Genomic DNA, 14,638 nt, shown 5'->3' on the forward strand with positions numbered 1-14,638 from the left:
GGAGAAAATCATGTCATTAACAGTAAAATTATTATTAGTCGCAGCACTGGTGCTCAGCATTATCATTCCTTTCGGTTACTACCTGATCGGGGAAAAGAACAAAAAACGCTATAAAAGAGCAGTCGGTACCAACGCCTTCTTCTATTTTGGCACATTTGTCATCGCATCGATCATGATGTTCGGCGGCAATACAGCTGTCGCCGCAGATACCGCTGCCGCTGCCTCTTCTAACGCCACAGGGTTCGGTTACCTTGCCGCCGCACTATCAACCGGTTTGTCATGTGTGGGCGGCGGTATCGCCGTAGCAAGTGCGGCAAGCGCCGCGCTCGGCGCGATCAGCGAAGATTCAAGTGCACTCGGAAAGTCACTCATCTTCGTAGGTCTTGCGGAAGGTGTCTGCCTGTACGGGCTCATCATCTCCTTCATGATCTTAGGTAAACTGTAAGATGAAGATGTATTTGATCAGTGATAATATCGATACCCTGACAGGAATGCGGCTTGCCGGCGTGGACGGAGTCGTCGTGCACGAAAGGAACGAGCTTAGAGAAGCCATCGAAAACGCCATGAACGACAAGACTGTCGGCATCATCCTGCTGACCGAAAAGTTCGGCCGGGAGTTCCCGGATCTGATCGATGAGATCAAGCTGGAGCGTACAATGCCGCTGCTCATAGAGATTCCTGACAGACACGGAACCGGACGTAAAAAAGATTTTATCACATCTTATGTAAATGAAGCAATTGGCTTGAAATTATAAAAAGAAGGTGACCCGCGTGACGTTAGAAGAAAAAATATCACATTTACAGTCTGCTGCCATGGAAGAGGCCAGGGCGCAGGGTAATGCAATTATAAAGCAGCATGAAGAGGCGCTTCTAAGCGTCTTTGAGCAGCACCGTTCAGAAGCTGTCCGGCAGTCCGAGACAAGGCTTAAGGCAGAGGCTACCAATGCAAGGCAGCAGCTGAATATGGCCGCTTCCAAAGCTCAGCTGGAATTGAAACGAGAGCTGAGCCAGACACAGAAAGAGCTTAAAAACCAGCTTTTCGACGAAGTCCAGACACTGATATACGACTTCATGAAAACTGATGATTACAAACGGCTTCTTATCGCATATATCGAGAGCGCCGCCAAATTCGCAAACGGCGAAACGATGACGCTCTATATCAACCCGACTGACGCGGATAAAGCAGCATACCTTGAAGAGCATACAGGAATGACTCTGACCGTCAGCAAAGAAGACTTTATCGGCGGCATACGCGCCGTCATTCCCGGGCGCAATATACTCATTGATCATGCGTTTAAGGGAGCCATAGACAATGAATACCACAAATTCTCATTCAAGGGAGGTGCGGGAATTGAGTAATACTGGAACGATCTACGGCATCAACGGTCCCGTCATCTATCTGAAGGGAAAAACAGATTTTAAAATGTCAGAGATGGTGCACGTAGGAGATCAGAAACTGGTCGGCGAGGTCATAGCCCTCGACAAAGACGTGACTACCATTCAGGTATATGAAGAGACATCCGGCCTGAAGCCGGGCGAATGTGTAGAAGCTACAGGTTCCGCCGTATCTGTCACTCTTGCGCCGGGCATTCTGGACAATATATTTGACGGCATTGAACGCCCTCTTGAGCGTATCGCAGACACCGGCGGCGCGTTTGTTACGCGCGGTGTGAGCGTCAATGCGCTCGATACCGACAAACTGTGGGATACTCATATCACGGTCGCAGAAGGGGATATCGTTCAGGGAGGCACTGTCATCGCAGAAGTTCCCGAGACACGTGCGATCAAGCATAAATGTATGGTTCCCCCGGACGTGTCCGGCAAGGTCATTTCTGTTGTACCTGACGGAAGCTATACGATCAGCGATACGCTCCTTACACTGGAACTTCCCGACGGGACACAAAAAGACCTGTCCATGACGCAGTACTGGCCCATCCGTGTCCCGCGGCCGGTGCACCACCGCTATCCGGCCAGCGTTCCCCTCATAACGGGACAGCGTATACTGGATACGATGTTCCCGATCGCTAAGGGCGGGACCGCCGCCATACCCGGGGGCTTCGGCACAGGAAAGACGATGACCCAGCACCAGATCGCAAAATGGTCTGATGCCGACATCATCATATATATCGGCTGCGGCGAGCGCGGCAACGAGATGACCCAGGTACTGGAAGAATTTGGTGAACTGGTCGACCCAAAATCCGGAAATCCGCTCATGGACAGAACGACACTGATCGCCAACACGTCCAATATGCCCGTGGCGGCGCGTGAAGCCTCGATCTACACAGGGCTGACTCTGGCGGAGTATTACCGTGACATGGGCTATGACGTCGCCATAATGGCAGACTCGACCTCCCGCTGGGCGGAGGCTTTAAGAGAACTCTCCGGCCGTCTCGAGGAGATGCCTGCCGAGGAAGGTTTCCCGGCATATCTGGCTTCCCGGCATATCTGGCTTCCCGGCTGTCCGCTTTTTACGAGCGGGCCGGTATGATGCAGACGCTGAACGGCAGCGTAGGTTCTGTCTCCATCATCGGGGCCGTCTCGCCTCAGGGCGGTGATTTCTCCGAGCCTGTGACACAGAATACAAAGCGTTTTGTCCGCTGTTTCTGGGGACTTGACAAGTCGCTTGCCTACTCACGGCACTTCCCGGCCATTCACTGGCTCACAAGCTACAGTGAATACCTGAACGACCTGAGCGGCTGGTACTCAGACCACGTCTCACCCAAGTTTGTGGACTACCGCAACCGGATGATGGCCCTTCTGAACCAGGAAAGCAGTCTCATGGAGATCGTAAAGCTCATCGGCGGTGATGTGCTCCCCGATGACCAGAAGCTCATTCTGGAAATCGCCAAAGTCATCCGGCTTGGCTTTCTGCAGCAGAATGCATTTCACAAAGACGACACCTGTGTGTCCATGGAGAAGCAGTTCAAGATGATGGACGTCATTCTCTATCTGTATAAGACGTGCCGGAAACTAGTCGCGATGGGCATGCCCATGTCCGTGCTGAAAGCAGAGAATATATTCGAGAAAGTCATTGCCATCAAATACGATGTGCCGAACAATAACCTGCAGCTGCTCGACATGTATAAGGTAGACATCGATAATTTCTATAACAGAGTTCTGGAAAAGAACGCATAAAGGAGGGGGTTCACAATGGGAATTGAATATCTTGGTCTGAGCAGCATCAACGGCCCTCTCGTCGTCCTGGAAGGCATTCAGGATGCCTTCTTTGATGAGATCGTGGAGTTTGTCATTGACAGCAGTACAAGAAAAATGGGACGTATCGTAGAGCTCTATGAAGACCGGGCAGTCATTCAGGTGTTTGAAGGCACGGAAAACATGTCTCTGCAGAATACACACACGAAGCTGACAGGGCATCCGATGGAGATCGCCGTATCTCCTGATATGCTCGGACGGACCTTTAACGGTATCGGTCAGCCTATAGACGGACTTGGCCCCATCGTGTCCGATGACATGAGGGATGTCAACGGCCTGCCGTTAAACCCGGTGCGCCGGGAATATCCCCGCAACTATATCCGGACCGGGATCTCGGCGATCGACGGTCTGACTACTCTTATCCGGGGGCAGAAGCTTCCGATATTTTCAGGCAACGGCCTGCCCCATGACCAGCTGGCCGCCCAGATCGTAAAGCAGGCATCTCTCGGAGATAATTCAGACGAACAGTTCGCTGTTGTGTTCGGCGCCATGGGCGTCAAACACGATGTAGCCGAATTCTTCCAGAAAACATTTGAAGAAAGCGGCGTTGCCGACCATGTATGTATGTTCCTCAACCTTGCAAACGATCCGGTCGTGGAACGTCTTATCACGCCGAAGGTGGCGCTGACGGTTGCAGAATATCTTGCCTTTGAACAGAACATGCACATTCTCGTCATCCTGACAGATATGACGTCCTTTGCAGAGGCCATGCGTGAAGTATCCTCGTCAAAAGGAGAGATTCCTTCCCGTAAAGGATATCCCGGATACCTGTACAGCGAGCTGGCCACCATATACGAGCGTGCCGGCATCATAGAGGGAGCAAACGGCTCCGTGACACAGCTTCCGATACTGACCATGCCGAATGATGATATCACGCATCCGATCCCTGACCTCACCGGATACATCACCGAGGGCCAGGTCGTACTCGACCGGAGCCTGCACGGGCAGGCGATCTACCCGCCCATCAGCATCCTCCCGTCGCTGTCCCGTCTGATGAAGGACGGCATAGGAGCCGGATACACCCGGGAAGACCATCAGGACCTGGCCAACCAGCTCTTCTCAGCCTATGCCAAAGTGGGCGAGGCGAGAAACCTGGCATCCGTGATCGGGGAAGATGAACTCTCACCGATCGATAAACAGTATCTGAAATTCGGTGAAGAATTTGAGCACCACTATATCGGCCAGGGACCGACCGAGAACCGTTCCATGATAGAGACACTCGATCTCGGCTGGAAGCTTCTGGCGCTTCTTCCAAAGGAAGAACTTGACCGGATCGACACGAAGATCATAGACAAATACTATCCGGGCGAGGCAGAGTAAGGGGGGAATTATATGGATCCGCGGGAATTTCCGACCAAAGGTAATCTGATGCTCGCCAAGAACTCTCTGGCGCTCGCCCATCAGGGATACGACCTGATGGACAAAAAACGGAATATTCTTCTCAAAGAGCTTATGGGCCTCATCGATGAAGCCAAGGAAATACAGGAAGAGATCGACTCTACCTTCACACGGGCATACGCCTGCCTCCAGCGGGCCAATATAGAGCACGGCATCAGCATGGTGCAGCAGCTTGCCTTCACCGTTCCCATAGAGGACTCGATCCGTATCCAGACACGGAGCATCATGGGCACCGAGATCCCCTATGTAAAATACGACGCAAAACAGAACGACCTGACGTACTCGTTCAGCACCACATATGAGTCCATTGATATTGTGCGCGAGGCCTTCCGCGACGTAAAAGAACTGACGATCAAGCTGTCCATGGTGGAAAACGCGGCTTACCGTCTGGCTACGAATATCAAGAAGACACAGAAACGGGCCAACGCGCTGAAGAATATTACCATCCCGATGTACAGCAACCTCGTATATACGATAACGAATGCGCTGGAAGAAAAAGAACGGGAAGAATTCACAAGGCTGAAGGTTATTAAGAAAATGCAGTCAAAATAATATAAGACAAAAAGGATGACGCTGCCGGCAGACAGTAACGTCATCCTTTTATATTTACAACTCTCCAAAAATTTGTCTTAATTTAGAATATTGACAAAAGAAAGCACAGGAGTTAAAATAAAAGAAATACCAGTGATATATTACTGATATCTTTTTGAGATTTCACAGGAATATAATAAGCAGGTCAAGGAGGAATGTACGGGTGGGGAAACGAATATCCATGACGGAGAAAGTGCTGCAGGAACTCAGAAATGAGATCGTCAACTGGAATTACGATGAAAATGATATGATCACAGAAGCGGAAATTTCAAAGAAGTATGGGGTGAGCAAAACACCCTCGAGAGAGGCGCTGAATTGTTTATGCATGGAAGGACTGCTCGAAAAGATACCTAACAAGGGATACCTGGTCAAAGGGATATCCGTCACAGAACTTCAAAGTCTTTTTCAATTCAGAGAAATATTAGAAAAGGCTTCTGCCGAAATGGCCATCCATTATGCCACGGATGAGGAACTGAAGCATTTAAAGGAGCATACAAAAGAGCAGATCAGCAGAATTGAAGGCGGCACTTACCAGGAATATAGTGAAACAAATATGCAGTTTCATATGTCAGTCGCATATCTCTCCCGTAACCAATATCTCATATCATCTTTGGAAAACATACTGAATAAATTAAGGAGAGTATTAGTTAAGGACTGGCGGGTATCAGAGGCCAAAATTCTTATGGCAGAGCACCTGGAACTGACAGATGCTCTCTGCATGAGGGATGTAGAACGGGCAAAGCAGTCTATTGAAAAAGAGCTGGGCGGTGTAGGATACCGGTTATATTTTCAGGAAGGAAAAACATTTTAGATTTTCTGCCATAGTCTCAGCCTGTTATTTTATGCTTGCGAAAGGAGGATTATTTAGATGAAAAAAGTATTGCTGCTGGCGACGGGCGGTACCATTGCAGCGCGCAGAGGCAGACAAGGCCTGGCTCCCGATATAAATTGCGGCGATTTCCTGGATATGATTCCTGAGATGAAGAAAAATTTTCTGATAGAAAGCAGAGATATCCTGAATCTGGACAGTTCAAATATTCAGCCGGAGGAGTGGCAGTATATTGCAGGAATAGTCACACAGGCGCTTTCAGACTTCGATGGAGTGATCATCACACATGGAACAGATACTATGGCGTATACCGCATCGGCGTTAAGTTATATGCTGCAGAATCTGAAGAAGCCTGTCGTCCTCACCGGCGCTCAGATTCCCATTGAGCAGATGTTCACAGACGCAAGGAGAAATCTGCAGACAGCATTTGCCGCTGTGGAAGCCGGGATCCCTAAAGTGATGGTTGCTTTTGACGATAAGATCATCAATGGCTGCAGAGCCACAAAGGTCCGTACTTTAGGTTTCAATGCATTTGAAAGCATTTCCGCGAATTATCTCGGGGAAGTGTACGCAGACGGAGTTCATCTTTATGATAATTATAAAGTGGTACATACAGAAGAAAAGCCGTTCTGCCTGAAAGAAAATTTATGTCCGAATGTTTTTCTGCTGAAATTGATTCCGGGAACAAATCCAGATATTTTTGAGTGTCTGCTGAATATGGGATACCGGGGAATCGTGATCGAAGCATTTGGCGCAGGCGGCACCCATTTTGAGAGAAGGAATCTGATCCCGAAGCTTAAAAAGCTCATCGATCACGGAGTTTCCATTGTTGCCAGGAGTCAATGTCTGTATGAAAAAAGTGATTTTTCTCTGTATGAAGTAGGAAGAAAACTTTTGGACTGCGGTGTAATACCAGGGAGAGATATGACCACAGAAGCTATCGTGACAAAACTGATGTGGGCCCTGGGCCAGACAGAGGACAGCAGCGAAGTATGGGACATATTTAATACAGATTATGCCGGTGAAATATCACTGGAACATAATAAAACAGCTTGTATCTAAAAATTTCACAAGAGAGAATGTAAGGAGGGTTTTTATGCAGGAACAAGAAAAGAAGATAGTGCAGCAGGATACGGTTGATGAGGAATTTATGCTGGATGCCGTCCCTATAACAAAACGGCGTTCTACTTACAGCCAGATCATGGTATGGGTCGGATTTGGTTATGTTGCGACCGGCCTCTTCGTCGGCGGTACACTTGCAGGTTATGGAGGGGCTCCCGGGCTGAATCCAGGCGATGCGATCCTGGCAATTATTCTTGGCATGGGCGCGCTGTTTGTGATGACGTCTCTGCTTGGTGTAGCAGCACAGAAGACCGGGCTAAATCTGGCGCTGATCTCCAGATATTCTTACGGCAGCAAAGGATTTATCATTCCGATGGCGATGATGGCGGTTATGACATTTGGATGGTTTTCCAGTATTGTAGGCATGGTAGCCGATATATGGGGCGGCCTGATCGGAAATCCTTCCGGTGTGATCGTATTCAGTCCTGCCTCATGGGGATATGAGGCTGTTCCGGACATTACGCTGGAAGTGCTGATCGCGGTTATCCTATGGGGACTTGTATTTACATACAGTGCAGTAAAAGGAATCAGTGCCATTGAAAAAGTTGCAAAGTTTGCATGTCCTATTATTCTTATAGTCGCCATCGTAGTAGGCGTTGGAATGATGAGAGACGGCGGCGGTTTTCACAGTTTTATCAATCGTGCAAACGACCTGGGAGGACTCGGCCTAGGAACAGGTATCACAGCAGTAGTCGGAAGCTGGATCGCAGGCGCGGTCATGGGTGTCGATATGTTCCGGTTCAACAAGAATGTAAAGGCTGTCTGGATCTGTGCCGCTTCCTGTTTTATATTTACGAATCCTCTGCTGAATATCGTGGGGTACATTGGAAGTGTGAGTGTTGGACAGTATAATTATGTTGCATGGATGATGGGGTTAAATGTCATATTCGCCTTTGTCGGAGTATTTGCGTGGACAACGTCATTGTGGACGACAGATAACAGTGAGCTTTACTGTAACTCTTTGTATACAGGACCGATTTTAGATGCAGTGGGCATTAAGGCTAACAGAAAAGTTCTCGTAACAATTTGCGGTATTCTTGGTACAGTTTTAGGAGCCATCGGCTTCTATCAAATATTCTTTGCAAATTTCATCAATGTTCTGGGAGCTATGGCGCCCCCGCTGTGCGCACCGATTTTGGCAGACTATTATCTTGTCGGACATAAGAAATATGACCATCGTCTTCTGCACAAACAGCCGAAATGGCGTTGGGCGGGAATTATTTCCTTTGCGATCGGCGCGGCGCTCGGTTATATCTTCCAGTACGTAACGACACTGCCGTACAATCTGCCGGCCGGTCTGTTCGCAATGTTAGTTTCACTCGTTGTTTATTATATTATCTATCGTTTCCTGCCGGATAAAAAGGAAGATAATAAGTTAATAGAAACATTGGAAACAAACAATGTGTAAAATACATATATGGAAAGGAGTACATTATGAAAAAGGTATTTTTAAATGAATTCAGCGCATTGGAGGTAAAAGAATTACTGGAACATGCTGAGGATGTAACGGCGATCACCTGCTTTGGCTCCTGTGAAAGCCACGGCTGGCACTGCTGTCTGGGACCGGATTATTTCGTTCCTACCGAGGTGGCAAAAAGAGTGGCCGAAAAAATGGATAATGTTGTTGTCGTTCCATGCGTACCTTTCGGAACATCGATCCACTATAATCAGTATCCCATGTCTGTGACACTCCGCTATGAGACGGAGATCGCCATTGCAGAGGATATCTTTGAAAGTCTGATCAACAATGGAATCAAACATATTTACATTTTGAACGGACATGACGGGAACATTCCGGCTTTGGAAATCGCCGCACACAATGTAAAAGACCGCCACAGAGATGCAAAATTCCTGTATCTGCCGGACTGGTGGACAAAAGTAGGACCGATCATGGGCGAACGTTTTGAAGTATGGAATGGTCTGGGCCATGGCGGTGAGGGAGAGACATCCATCATGATGGCTGTACGCCCGGAACTTGTAAATCTTGAATACGCGAAAAGCCAGGTTCCTGAGAAGGTAATAGAGATCAATGAGACAACAGGAGTTATCTGGGATATCAAAGAACTGACAGAGACCGGAGCAACGGGAGACCCGACCAAAGCATCCATGGAAAAAGGAGAACAGATGCTGGATATTCTCGTAGGACTCGTTGCAGACGCGATCGAAAAAATGAATAAGACTGGATGGACCTATTAGAAATGAATAAAGGGACCGTGTGATTTATTTGAATCACGCTGTCCCTTATATTTTTACTGGCCCTTCTATGTTTACAGACTCTCGAACGCCACTCTTACCTTGAACTGGTCCCCGTCGATCTCTACGGTCATAGTTCCTCCCATGTTTTTTGTAAAGCTCTCTGCGATCGCCAGGCCAAGACCATGTCCTTCCGTATTACGGGATTTATCCCCCCGGCTGAACCGCTCCATGATCTCCTCGGGAGAGAAGTCCATCTCATAAGAAGCGGTGTTTTTCACCGACACATATATCTGGCTGTCTTCCCTTCCGGCTTCTATATATATCCTCGTCCCCTTCAGAGAATACTTGAGCGCATTACTTATGATGTTCTGCAGTACACGGTAAAGCTTTTTGCCGTCTCCTACTATATTGAGGTCTGCACCGTCCACTTTCTCACGGATGACCATACCGCTTTTGGCAACCGCGTCCTCCATATCTCCCAGTGTCTGCTCCAGAAGCTTCTTCATGTCCAGTTCTTCCAGTTCCAGATTCACTTCCCCGCTCGTAGATTTGGACAGGTCAAAGATATCCTGGATCATATTCTTGAGCTGCTCCTGCTTCAGAGCCAGCACATCGACATAATCTCTCGCCTCATCGCTTAACCTTTCCTTTTTTAACAGATCGATATAGCCTATCATGGATGTCAGCGGTGTCTTCAGATCATGAGACACATTCGTGATCAGATCAATTTTCATCCGCTCCGACTGCATCTGCTTCTCCATGATCCGCTTTAAATTTGCGCTGATACTGCTCAGTTTGCGGGAACCTTCATACAGTAAAGATTCCTCGTCCTCTATGGCAGGCGCGTTTAATTCTCCGTCCGCCATCGCGTTTATCTGCCTCAGCAATGATGCAGTATCTTTGTACACTTTATTATTTCTAAAGCTTTTGATATAGCAAATGTAAGAGACAACCGCCAGTACAGTAATGACGACCACTCCAAGCATATCTCCCCAATGCAGCCCGCTGTTCCAGACAGCGCCGGCCGTTCCCGCCAGACATATCGTTGCAATGATCAGGCATACCCTGCTGTTCAGCCGTATCGCCTTCTCAAAGTCCAGGGCAGCTCTTCTGCTCTGTACAACATTATAGATGACCGATGTTTTTTTAAGTCTTCCCTGAAGTATTTTCCTTGCTATCAGCACGATACAGCCCGCTCCGATAAGCGTTACCGGAAAATAAAAGCAGACGCTGCTCACAATAATCTTAACTCTCGTACCGATCCATATACTGTAGAACAGATGACCTCCGACCACAGAAGAATGAACTCCCATGAACCAGACCCACAGATCGAGCAGGAGCGCGGCCGTCAGCACTTCCGTACCGACTGTGTCTATCCTCCATCTTTTCATATCCTTCCATTCCTTCGCCGGATAAAAATGAAAGAACAGACAGATCGCTATTATAAAGAGCGCTATTAAAAGAAAGTAGGTCAGCTTAAACCGCTGGTTAGAATTCCATCCCCCAAACCATCTGGATGTCACATATACACCGGAACATACCGCCGCGCCGGCTGCCGCCGCCACATACAGGATAAGCGCTGCCCGGCCCCTGTTAGTCATATTTTTCAATTTTGTAGCCAATTCCCCACACCACCTTTAAGTATTTTGGATTTTTGGGAGTGATCTCTATCTTCTCCCGTATTCTACGTATATGTACCATGACGGTTTTCTCACCGGCATACACATCCTCCTGCCAGACTCTGCTGTATATCTGCTCCGCCGGAAATACATATCCCGGATGCTCCATCAGAAGTTCCAGTATTTTGTATTCTGTGGCTGTAAGCTGTGCCGGTTCACCGTCGACCGTCACCTGCTTTGTGTTTTTGTCCAGCACAAGCCCCCCTGTCCGCAGCACTGCATTGGAATCTGCCCAGGCGGCGGCTCCGAGCGCAAAATACCGCCTGAGCTGAGATTTCACCCTTGCCATCAGCTCCGCCGTGTTGTACGGCTTTGTCACATAATCATCCGCCCCCATTGAAAGGCCGATCACCTTGTCACTCTCTTCTGTTTTTGCCGAAAGCATAATGACCGGTATATTATTTTTCTCCCGGATCTTCATAAGCGCCGACAGGCCGTTCAGCTCCGGCATCATCACATCCAGTATAATAAGATGCACTTTATCCGTCACAAGCATATCCAGGGCCTCCATGCCATTAAAGGCCTTGAGTACCTTGTAGCCTTCCAGCTCCAGAAGTTTGCCGAGTGACCTGACGATCTCTTTGTCATCGTCCACCACTAATACCGTATACTGTTCCATCGTTTTCCTCCGCTTCATTCCTGCTGTGTTCTAACCATAACAGGAAAATTTAAGTTTTTATCTTTATATTTCTAACAAATTTATTAAGATTACATACGAACAGAAAAAGTCCTCTGTTCAGCCTGCACCGGACAGAGGACTTAAATGTTTCATTCTTCTTTTATACTCTTCTAATGTTCTCCGGTTCCCCCGCACAATGTACAGACAGCTGAGCCTGAGCCGCCGCACAGCCTGCACGTTGTCGTCTCTGTGTACGAGGATGAGCCTGAGCCATAGTTGGCAGAAGACTTCGTCGTATACTTCTTACCCACGCCTTTACAGCTTGTGCACATCACAGTGCCCGCTCCTTTACACTTCGTGCATACAGAGGGACTTCTGTCATAACTGAAATCCGGTGACACACGATTTCCGGAACCACCGGCAGATCCGGCCTGCCCGTCCTGTGTTCCCGTCTGCGCGCTGTACTCAGGATTGTCTGCCTGCCCCGTGCCTCCGCACGTCCAGCAGGAAGAATACCCTGTTCCTTTACAGTACGTACACTTATATCCCGGCACGAACTGCGTACCCTCCACCTTTCCTTTTCCCTCACATATTGTGCAGAAATTCTGTCCGGCACCTTTGCACGTCGGACATGTTATCTTTTCCGGTATCTCAGGTTCCTGCACCGGTTCCTCCTCTGTTTCCGCCCCGTCCGCAGTTTCATCAGCGCCGGAAGAGTCTGCATCTTCACTTTCGCCATCCGGCTCTTCCTCCTGCCCCGCGGTTTCATCTTCCTGTTCGTTTCCCTCCACCTTATCTTTGATCTCCTGCAGACTCTTCTCGTCAGGCGGACTCCCGCTGCAGGCCGTCAAAACCAGCGCGGTGATAAGGAGCAGGACCGGCAGACATCTCAATCTTTTCATTTCAGCACCTCCCTGCTGAATCTGGAAATCTTCTCTGCACTACAGCTTATGCGGGAAGAACGGCATTGTACTTAAAATTCAAATACGGCAACACCGTACGCGGGCAGTCTGTATGCAAAAGAATACGGTCTGCCGTCGCACTCAGACTTGACGGATTTATATACGAGAGGCCTCTCCTCCCCGCTTCCGCCGTATTTGCTTTCGTCACTGTTGAGCACAAGTTTATACTGCTTTCTCTTCGGCACGCCGACCCGGTAATCTTCCCGTTCCACCGGCGTAAAATTGCACACAAACAATAGATTCTTCCTGCAGTCTTTGGAATGTCTTATGAAGCTGAAGATGCTTCTCTGCGCATCGTCTGCATTTACCCACTCAAAGCCTTCCCACGAACTGTCCATTTCGTACATTGCCTTGTTGCGTTTGTACAGATGAAGCAGATCCCTGACCCAGTTCTGCATCTGCCTGTGTTCCTCTTCCGCCAGAAGATACCAGTCCAGTTCTCTCTCTTCGCTCCACTCACGCAGCTGGGCAAACTCCTGGCCCATGAACAGCAGCTTCTTGCCCGCATGCCCCATCATAAAGGCATAGCCTGCCTTTAGATTCGCATACTTATCTGCACCGAGCCCGGGCATCTTGTTGATCATGGAGCACTTAAGATGCACCACTTCGTCGTGGGAGAGAACAAGGATATAGTTCTCACTGTACGCATAGCTCATGGCAAACGTCATCTGGTTGTGGGCGCCCTTCCTGTAGAGCGGATCAAGCTTCATATATTCCGTAAAATCATGCATCCAGCCCATATTCCATTTCAGGCTGAAGCCAAGTCCGTCCTCTTCCACATCTCCCGTGACCTTTGGCCATGCCGTAGACTCTTCCGCGATCATCAGCGCCCCGGGATTTCTGCCCAGTACAACTGAATTCAGATGTTTGAAAAAATCAATAGCCTCAAGGTTCTTGTTGCCGCCGTATTTATTGGCTGTCCACTGGCCGTCCTGCTTTCCATAATCGAGGTAAAGCATGGAAGCTACGGCATCTACGCGCAGACCATCCACATGATACTGCTCGATCCAGAACAGCGCATTTGAAATGAGAAAGTTGCGCACTTCATTTTTCCCATAATCAAATATCTTCGTTCCCCAGTCAGGATGCTCCCCCTTTTTCGGATCAGCATATTCGTAAGTCGGCGTCCCGTCGAAATCAGCCAGTCCGTGGGCATCTCTCGGGAAATGTGCCGGCACCCAGTCAAGAATAACGCCCACTTTATTTTTGTGCAGATAGTTTATCATCCACGCAAAATCCTTCGGTGTCCCATAACGGGACGTAGGAGCAAAATACCCGGTCACCTGATATCCCCACGAACCGTCAAACGGATGTTCCGCGATCCCCATCAGCTCAACGTGGGTATAGCCCATATCTTTCACATATTTCGTGATTTCCTTTGCAAATTCACGGTAAGTATAGAACCCTTCATCTTCACGTCCCAGATGGCGTTTCCACGAGCCGATATGAACCTCATAGATGGACATCGGCTCTTTCCTGTGGTCCCATTCGGCGCGGTTCTTAAGCCAAAGTTCATCCGTCCACGCTATATCGCTTAGATCTGCCACTCTCGATGCTGTTCCGGGCCTCAGCTCCGCATAATTGGCATACGGATCCGCCTTAAAGATATACTGGCCGGAATAAGTCTCTATACAGAACTTATACATCTCGCCTTCCTGCGCGCCCGGTATAAAACATGTATAGATACCGAGAGGTTCGCCCCTCTCCATCGGGTTCGCCTCCATATCCCAGTCATTGAATTCCCCGACAACGGTGACCGACTTGGCGTGCGGCGCCCATACGGCAAAATACACACCGGTCTTTTTCCCGCTGCACACTTTGTGCGCCCCAAGCTTTTTATAGATCTCATAATGGTTTCCCTGTCCGAAAAGATAGTGGTCAAGTTCCCCGATCTCATATGATTTCTTTCTTTTTCCTGCCATACTGCCACCCCTCACAATCCTGTCTTAATATAAGTTCATTATACTTTAGACAGGCATAAAAAGAAAGGGTTTTGACAAATGTTGCCCTGTCAAAACCCTTTCTTTTT

13 protein-coding genes and 1 pseudogene are annotated in these 14,638 nt (G+C 48.7%); 10 read left to right on the forward strand and 4 right to left on the reverse strand.

The features are described 5' to 3' along the window. The first annotated feature begins 10 nt into the window (after positions 1-10). The 10 genes and pseudogenes from LAJLEIBI_RS17430 to LAJLEIBI_RS17475 all read left to right on the forward strand — a co-directional run bounded on the left by LAJLEIBI_RS17430 (position 11) and on the right by LAJLEIBI_RS17475 (position 9,349). Positions 11-445, forward strand: coding sequence for an ATP synthase subunit C (locus LAJLEIBI_RS17430; RefSeq protein ID WP_006443479.1), 435 nt, complete (start codon positions 11-13; stop codon positions 443-445). Between the two features lies 1 nt (position 446). After that, entirely contained in the window at positions 447-755 is a 309-nt protein-coding gene (locus LAJLEIBI_RS17435; RefSeq protein WP_006443480.1) for a V-type ATP synthase subunit F, read from the forward strand. A 16-nt stretch (positions 756-771) separates the two neighbouring features. Continuing rightward, positions 772-1,359: a V-type ATP synthase subunit E gene (locus LAJLEIBI_RS17440; protein ID WP_040435109.1), complete on the forward strand. Its 588-nt coding sequence runs from the start codon at positions 772-774 to the stop codon at positions 1,357-1,359. After that, positions 1,352-3,135 (forward strand): annotated as a pseudogene (locus LAJLEIBI_RS19735) (V-type ATP synthase subunit A). The gene LAJLEIBI_RS17440 and the pseudogene LAJLEIBI_RS19735 overlap by 8 nt, the downstream one beginning before the upstream one ends. A 15-nt stretch (positions 3,136-3,150) precedes the next feature. Beyond that, the gene (locus tag LAJLEIBI_RS17450; RefSeq protein ID WP_006443483.1) at positions 3,151-4,533 is read left to right on the forward strand and encodes a V-type ATP synthase subunit B; all 1,383 of its coding nucleotides are present in this window, start codon (positions 3,151-3,153) and stop codon (positions 4,531-4,533) included. Positions 4,534-4,545: 12 nt separating this feature from the next. Continuing rightward, a complete protein-coding gene (locus LAJLEIBI_RS17455; RefSeq protein ID WP_006443485.1) occupies positions 4,546-5,163 on the forward strand; it encodes a V-type ATP synthase subunit D in 618 nt (205 codons plus the stop codon). A 202-nt stretch (positions 5,164-5,365) separates the two neighbouring features. After that, positions 5,366-6,013 (forward strand): GntR family transcriptional regulator, encoded by a 648-nt coding sequence (locus tag LAJLEIBI_RS17460; protein WP_227056218.1) that lies wholly within the window; start codon positions 5,366-5,368, stop codon positions 6,011-6,013. Between the two features lie 57 nt (positions 6,014-6,070). After that, complete coding sequence (locus tag LAJLEIBI_RS17465) at positions 6,071-7,093, forward strand: asparaginase (protein WP_006443490.1); 1,023 nt, start codon at positions 6,071-6,073, stop codon at positions 7,091-7,093. Between the two features lie 34 nt (positions 7,094-7,127). Then, positions 7,128-8,561, forward strand: a complete 1,434-nt coding sequence (locus tag LAJLEIBI_RS17470) for a purine-cytosine permease family protein (RefSeq protein WP_006443492.1) — start codon at positions 7,128-7,130, stop codon at positions 8,559-8,561. 26 nt (positions 8,562-8,587) lie between these two features. Then, on the forward strand, positions 8,588-9,349 hold the full coding sequence (locus tag LAJLEIBI_RS17475) for a creatininase family protein (RefSeq protein WP_006443493.1): 762 nt from the start codon (positions 8,588-8,590) through the stop codon (positions 9,347-9,349). Positions 9,350-9,420: 71 nt separating this feature from the next. Here the strand turns inward: LAJLEIBI_RS17475 and LAJLEIBI_RS17480 are convergent, their stop codons facing one another. The 4 genes from LAJLEIBI_RS17480 to glgB all read right to left on the reverse strand — a co-directional run bounded on the left by LAJLEIBI_RS17480 (position 9,421) and on the right by glgB (position 14,531). Then, entirely contained in the window at positions 9,421-10,971 is a 1,551-nt protein-coding gene (locus LAJLEIBI_RS17480; RefSeq protein ID WP_147570510.1) for a sensor histidine kinase, read from the reverse strand. Further along, positions 10,943-11,647, reverse strand: a complete 705-nt coding sequence (locus LAJLEIBI_RS17485; protein ID WP_147570511.1) for a response regulator transcription factor — start codon at positions 11,645-11,647, stop codon at positions 10,943-10,945. Before LAJLEIBI_RS17485 ends, LAJLEIBI_RS17480 begins: the two co-directional genes overlap by 29 nt. Positions 11,648-11,817: 170 nt before the next feature. Continuing rightward, positions 11,818-12,549, reverse strand: a complete 732-nt coding sequence (locus LAJLEIBI_RS17490) for a hypothetical protein (protein WP_006443496.1) — start codon at positions 12,547-12,549, stop codon at positions 11,818-11,820. 71 nt (positions 12,550-12,620) lie between these two features. Then, the gene (glgB, locus tag LAJLEIBI_RS17495; protein WP_006443497.1) at positions 12,621-14,531 is read right to left on the reverse strand and encodes a 1,4-alpha-glucan branching protein GlgB; all 1,911 of its coding nucleotides are present in this window, start codon (positions 14,529-14,531) and stop codon (positions 12,621-12,623) included. Positions 14,532-14,638: the final 107 nt, after the last annotated feature.

This window comes from [Clostridium] hylemonae DSM 15053, from assembly GCF_008281175.1.
Classification (GTDB): domain Bacteria; phylum Bacillota; class Clostridia; order Lachnospirales; family Lachnospiraceae; genus Extibacter; species Extibacter hylemonae.

Bases quoted from the DNA above. Each gene is read 5' to 3' on its own strand.
- LAJLEIBI_RS17475 (WP_006443493.1), top strand. From the start codon at position 8,588: ATGAAAAAGGTATTTTTAAATGAATTCAGCGCATTGGAGGTAAAAGAA.
- LAJLEIBI_RS17435 (WP_006443480.1), top strand. From the start codon at position 447: ATGAAGATGTATTTGATCAGTGATAATATCGATACCCTGACAGGAATG.
- LAJLEIBI_RS17470 (WP_006443492.1), top strand. From the start codon at position 7,128: ATGCAGGAACAAGAAAAGAAGATAGTGCAGCAGGATACGGTTGATGAG.
- LAJLEIBI_RS17450 (WP_006443483.1), top strand. From the start codon at position 3,151: ATGGGAATTGAATATCTTGGTCTGAGCAGCATCAACGGCCCTCTCGTC.
- LAJLEIBI_RS17455 (WP_006443485.1), top strand. From the start codon at position 4,546: ATGGATCCGCGGGAATTTCCGACCAAAGGTAATCTGATGCTCGCCAAG.
- LAJLEIBI_RS17490 (WP_006443496.1), bottom strand. From the start codon at position 12,549: ATGAAAAGATTGAGATGTCTGCCGGTCCTGCTCCTTATCACCGCGCTG.
- LAJLEIBI_RS17485 (WP_147570511.1), bottom strand. From the start codon at position 11,647: ATGGAACAGTATACGGTATTAGTGGTGGACGATGACAAAGAGATCGTC.
- glgB (WP_006443497.1), bottom strand. From the start codon at position 14,531: ATGGCAGGAAAAAGAAAGAAATCATATGAGATCGGGGAACTTGACCAC.
- LAJLEIBI_RS17465 (WP_006443490.1), top strand. From the start codon at position 6,071: ATGAAAAAAGTATTGCTGCTGGCGACGGGCGGTACCATTGCAGCGCGC.
- LAJLEIBI_RS17430 (WP_006443479.1), top strand. From the start codon at position 11: ATGTCATTAACAGTAAAATTATTATTAGTCGCAGCACTGGTGCTCAGC.